This window comes from Halorubrum sp. Ea1, from assembly GCF_002252965.1.
Classification (GTDB): domain Archaea; phylum Halobacteriota; class Halobacteria; order Halobacteriales; family Haloferacaceae; genus Halorubrum.
On sequence record NZ_NHPG01000103.1, the window covers coordinates 1 to 5368 of the forward strand.

Below are 5368 nucleotides of genomic sequence, written 5' to 3' on the forward strand. Positions count from 1 at the left end.
CCACAGCCACCGCGCCCCCGCAACCACTACGGCCGTGGCGCCCCGATGATGGACATGGCATTCAGCGGCGCCGTCCTCGACGTGGACGGCACGGTCGTGCGAGGCAACGATCCGATCCCGGGCGCCCCGGCCGGCTACCGTCGGCTCCGGGAGGCCGGGATCGAGACGCTGTTCGTCTCGAACAACCCGACGAAGACGCCGCCGGCGTACGTCGATCGGCTCGGCGCCGCGGGGTACGACGTCGATGTCGACAGCGTGTTCACGGCCGGAACCGTGACGACGCGGTTCCTGCGGCAGCACCACGCCGACGACGAACTGCTGTGTATCGGCGACCCCGGGCTGTTCGATCAGTTCGAGGACGCGGGGCTCTCGACGACGGACGACGTCGACGCCGCCGACGCGCTCGTCGCCTCGATCGACCGCGGGTTCGACTACGAGGACCTCTGTACCGCGCTGTGGACGCTGGAGCGCGGCGTCCCCTTCATCGGCACCGACCCCGACGTGGTCATCCCGGCCCCCGAGCGCGACGTGCCCGGCTCCGGCGCGGTGATCAACGCGATCGCCTCCGTCGCCGAGCGCGAGCCCGACGTCGTCCTCGGCAAGCCGTCGGACCCCGCGATCGAGATGGTCCGCGAGCGCCTCCCGTACCCGCCCGAGGAGTGTCTCGTCGTCGGCGACCGCCTGAACACGGACATCGCGCTCGGCGAGCGCGCGGGGATGACGACCGTGCTCGTCAGGTCCGGCGTGACCGACGACGACCGGATCGCCGCCGCCGACGTCACCCCCGACTACGTGCTCGACGACCTCGGCGAGATCGACCGAGTCCTCGACTGAACGCACCCGTCTCGCCCCCGCGTCAGTACTTCCGCTCCGTGGGTAACGTTTATACGAATCAGTCGCTTCTCCATGCGTATGAGTGGCGTTGACACGCACGAGGGAGCGACCGGAGACGACGAGGAGGACCCGGAGCGACCCGTACGCGTGATCGAAGGGCACGCGGTCCAGTTCAACGAGTACCGGTACTGACCGGGGGCGCGGCCGTCGACCGGTGTCGGGACCGTTAAGTGCTCGTCCCGGGTAGCCGAGGGTGTGATACGGAGGCTCCGACGCGCGAGTACCTTCGCCGCCGTAGCCGCGCTCGCGGCCCTCGCGCCGACGCTCGGCGACGCCGCGGTCGTTCCCTTCCTCGCGGTCGCCGGCCTCGCCTTCTTCGGAATCCGCGACGGGGAGTGGTTCGAGACGCTCGCGCTGCCGGGCGATCGCGAGGAGGAGCGGCTCTACGGGCTCGTCGCCTTCTCGGTCGCCGCCGCCGGCCTCGCGCTGTTCGCCTCGCTCCCCCGCGCCCCCCTCCCGTACGAGGCGTTCGCCGCGGCGGCGCTCGCCGTCGGCGGGGGACGGTTCGGCCGGGAGCTCGTCGGCCGGTCGACGACCGACGAGTTCCCGCTCGTCGCCGGCTACGTCGGGGTGGGCGCCCTCGCGGCCTTCGTCGGACAGGTCGCGGTGCGGCTCCAGACGGCGGCCCTCGGCGTCGACGGCGGGTTCTCCCTCGACGGGCCGGTCCCCGCTCCGGGCGTCGACCCCGCGGGGGCGGCGTCGCTGGCGACCGCGCTCCCCGACCTCGTCTTCATCGCGTCCGTCGCCGCGCTGACCGCCGCGCTCGTGCGGTCGCTGGTGTTCGCCCGCGACGCGCACATCACGGTGATCCTCGTCGCGTTCGCGGTCTGGGGGTTCCTCGCGCTCGACCCGGCGGTCACCGTCCCCCTCGTCGCGTTCGGTCTCGGCGTGACCGTCGCGCTCGGTTACATCTCCTTCGCGCTCGGCACCGCCTCCGTCCCCGGGATGCTCACCGGTGTGCTCTCCGCCCTGCTCGCCGTCGTGCTCGGCGGGGTCGGCTGGTTCCTCACGCTGATGTCCTTCTACGCCGTCGGCGGGCTCGCCTCGAAGTACCGCTTCGACGAGAAGGCGGCCCGCGGCGTCGCCCAGGAGAACGAGGGGGCCCGCGGCACGGGTAACGTGCTGGCGAACTCCGCGGTCGCGCTCGTCGCGCTCGTCGGCTACGCCGCGACCGCCCACGTCGCGCTCCCTCCGGCCCCGTTCGCGCTCGCCTTCGCGGGGGCGACCGCCACGGCGATGGCCGACACGCTCTCCTCGGAGATCGGCGGGCTGTTCGACGGGCCGCGGCTCGTCACGACCCTCAAGCGGGTCGACCCCGGCACCGACGGCGCGATCACCTGGCAGGGTGAGTTCGCCGGTCTCGCGGGCGCGCTCCTCGTCGGCGGCCTCGCCGCGGTCGGAATGCCTCTCGGCGACCTCGTCGGCGGCGGGGTCGTCGTCTTAGCGGGGGTCGCGGGCATGACCGTCGACAGCCTCCTCGGCGCGCTGGTCGAGGGCGACCGGATCGGCAACCAGACCGTGAACTTCCTCGCGACGCTGTCCGGGGCGGCGGTCGCGGTCGGGCTCGGGGTGACGGTGCTGTGAACCCGGCGTCGAACGACGGCGAGGGGCCGGACTCCGACCCGTCGGACGAAGACGCCGATACCCCGGACCCGCGCGTCCGCGCCGCCCGCCCGCCAGACGCCGACCGGATCCGCGAGCTCCAGGCGTTCCTCCGGCAGCCGAACCCGGACCTCTTGGAGTACGGCCTCGCGGTCGGCTCGGCGCTCGTGAGCGTCGCGGACGGCCGCCCGGTCGGGTACCTGCTTCCGGTCGACGCCCCCAACCGCCCCGGAGTCCACGTCGCCGAACTCGTCGTCGACCGGGATCACCGGCGCGAGGGGCGCGCACGCGGCCTCCTCTCGGCCGCGATCGAAGGGGCCGACGGTCCCGTGACGCTCCAAGCGCACCCCGACAACGACGGAGCGCTCGCGCTGTACGACGGGCTCGGCTTCGAGGTCGTCGACCGGCGCCCCGACGCGTACGCCGACGGCGACGCGCTCGTACTACGCCGGGAGTAGAGTCGTCGGCCTCGGAGCGGCCGGCGCCTCGCAGGCGCTCGGCGCCCCCGGAGCGGCGGGCGATCTCTCTCGGGAGCGAGCGAGAACAGACAAAAGGACTATTCGAGCCCCGCGCTACGAGCGAGACATGAGCGACGCCGACGCGGAGCCGGAAGCGGGCGAGGGTCCAGACGCGAGCGACGCCGCCGCCGACCCGATCGACGTCGACTTCGGCGAGGACGGGCTCGTCCCCGCGATCGCCCAGGACGCCGACTCGGGCGAGGTGCTGATGCTCGCGTACGTCTCGCCGGAAGCGCTCGACCGCACCCGCGAGACGGGCGAGGCGCACTACTACTCCCGGTCGCGCGACGAGCTGTGGCACAAGGGGGGCTCCTCCGGCCACGCGCAGGAGGTCCGCGAGGTGCGCGTCGACTGCGACGCCGACACGCTCCTGTACCTCGTCGACCAGAACGTCGGGGCGTGTCACACGGGGCACCGGTCCTGTTTCCACCGGACGATCGACGGCGAGCACGTCGGGGAGCGCGTCTTCGACCCGGACGAGGTGTACTGAATGGGCGACGCGGCCGGCGGCGCGGCGGACCGCGGCGCGGCGGGACGCGACGCGGAGCCCGACCCGGTCGCCGAGGCGGGCGAGGCGGCCGCGAGGCTCCGCGAGCGCTACGACGAGCTCCGGGGGATCGAGGGCCGGATCGCCGACCTCGGCCGGGAGCGCGTCGAGGCCGCGGCGGACACGTACCGCCGGGCCCACCGCGTGCTCGACGAGTACGAGGAGGACGCGGTCGGCAGCGGCGACTTCGAGGCCTACGTCCGGTTCGAGGGCGAGTTCGCGAACGCGGTCGACATCGACGACGACGCGCTCGCGGCCGACGCGTTCGCGGCCGCCGACGAGGCGGTCGACAAGAAGCGGCTCTCGGAGCGCGACTTCGAGGCGGCCCGCGAGGCGCTCGAACCCGCCGGGGAGTACGTCGACCTGCTCGCCGACCGCGACGAGGCGCTCGACGACTATCGGATCGCCCGCAGGGACGCCCGTGAGGCGAAGAAGCGCCTCGCCGCCCGGCTCGACGAGCTTCGCGAGGTCGCGGCGATGGCGGACGCCGACCTCGACGCCGACGTCGACCGCCTCCGCGAGCCGGTGGAGACGTACAACGAGGCGGTCCGGGAGTCGTTCGACGAGTTCTATAAGTCCGCGTCGGCCCGCGAGGCATTCTCGTTCCTCGATCGCGCGGACGCGACGCCGTTCGTCGACGTCGACGTGCCGCCGACGGACCTGGCCGACTACGTCGCCGAGTACGAGGCGGGCGAGGAGCCGCTGCCGACCCTATTGAAGTACGCGGACTACTCGAACTCGAAGCTGGAGCACTACGTCGACGACCCCGGCGCGCTCCGGACGGCGGTCGCGGTCCACCGCACCTATATCGAGCGGCTCGACGGCGAGCCCCTGACGCTCGACTGGCCGCCCGCCGCCGGCGACGAGCTGGCCTACGAGATCGACGAGCTGATCCCGCTGGTCTCGCGCGTCGCCGACGACGACACGGTCGCGACGCTGCGCGCCGTCCGCGATCTCGCGCGCGACGACGAGTACGAGCGGCTCCGCCGCGCCGCCGAGGTTCGCGACGCGCTGGACGACCCCGAGCTGGAGCTGGTGCGGACCGGCGCCGTCGACGACCGGGTGCGCGAGGCCGAGCGCACCCTGGAGATCGCCGAGGACGTGCTCGCGGAGACGGAGCGGTAGCGGGCCTTTAAACCGTCCCTCTCGGAGAAGCGCGCCCTTTCAATAGCCGCCGGCGTCGACGTGACGACATGACACGATTCGACGCCGCGACGGAGACGGAGCGGCTGAAGCTGATCGCGGACGCGGCGGCCGCGCACCGCGCCCGGTCGAGCGACGTGATGACCGTCGACGTCGACCCCGACAGCGACGTCACCGAGGGCGGCGAGGTGCCGCCGTGGATCCAGCTCGTCGGCACGGAGCTGATCTTGGACTGCACCGACGACGAGTTAGAGCGGCTGAAGGACCTGCTCGGCGAGTTCCCCGAGTTCCGGATCGACGAACTCGTCAGCCCGGAGGAAGCCGAGGGGACGAACGCGGTCGTCACCGCGCGCTCGGACGCCAACCGCGTGGCGGGGTTCGTGGAGCGCGCGTTCCGCGAGGTGTACGGGCTCGACGAGGAGTATCGGGTCTGGGTGACGGCGATATGAATCGGATGAGGGTGTTGCTGTATGGTGTTTATAATTGAGTGACGGCTCGGCGGTGACGGCTTTCGGATTCCCAGCCGCCTGCTTATAAATCGTTGATCGTGGCTTGACGATGAAAACCTCCAAAGCCCCAGCCGTGAGGCGGGCGCACGTTCGCTGCGCTCCTCGTCACTCGCTTCGCTCGTCCCTGCGGTGCTTACGTCACCTGCGCCCGCCTC

Annotated in this window: 6 protein-coding genes; all 6 read left to right on the plus strand. The window is 72.3% G+C overall.

The features are described from left to right. Positions 1-54 precede the first annotated feature (54 nt). A complete protein-coding gene (locus DJ73_RS12410) occupies positions 55-834 on the plus strand; it encodes an HAD-IIA family hydrolase (protein ID WP_094558120.1) in 780 nt (259 codons plus the stop codon). A 255-nt stretch (positions 835-1089) separates the two neighbouring features. Next, complete coding sequence (locus DJ73_RS12415; protein ID WP_094558121.1) at positions 1090-2478, plus strand: DUF92 domain-containing protein; 1389 nt, start codon at positions 1090-1092, stop codon at positions 2476-2478. Next, on the plus strand, positions 2475-2954 hold the full coding sequence (locus DJ73_RS12420; RefSeq protein ID WP_094523962.1) for an N-acetyltransferase: 480 nt from the start codon (positions 2475-2477) through the stop codon (positions 2952-2954). The genes DJ73_RS12415 and DJ73_RS12420 overlap by 4 nt, the downstream gene beginning before the upstream one ends. A 127-nt stretch (positions 2955-3081) precedes the next feature. Then, on the plus strand, positions 3082-3504 hold the full coding sequence (gene hisI / locus DJ73_RS12425; RefSeq protein WP_249269100.1) for a phosphoribosyl-AMP cyclohydrolase: 423 nt from the start codon (positions 3082-3084) through the stop codon (positions 3502-3504). Next, positions 3505-4686 (plus strand): hypothetical protein, encoded by a 1182-nt coding sequence (locus DJ73_RS12430; RefSeq protein WP_094558122.1) that lies wholly within the window; start codon positions 3505-3507, stop codon positions 4684-4686. 68 nt (positions 4687-4754) lie between these two features. Next, positions 4755-5153 carry a hypothetical protein gene (locus DJ73_RS12435; protein WP_094558123.1) on the plus strand — a complete coding sequence of 133 codons (399 nt, stop codon included), beginning with the start codon at positions 4755-4757 and terminating at the stop codon, positions 5151-5153. Positions 5154-5368: the final 215 nt, after the last annotated feature.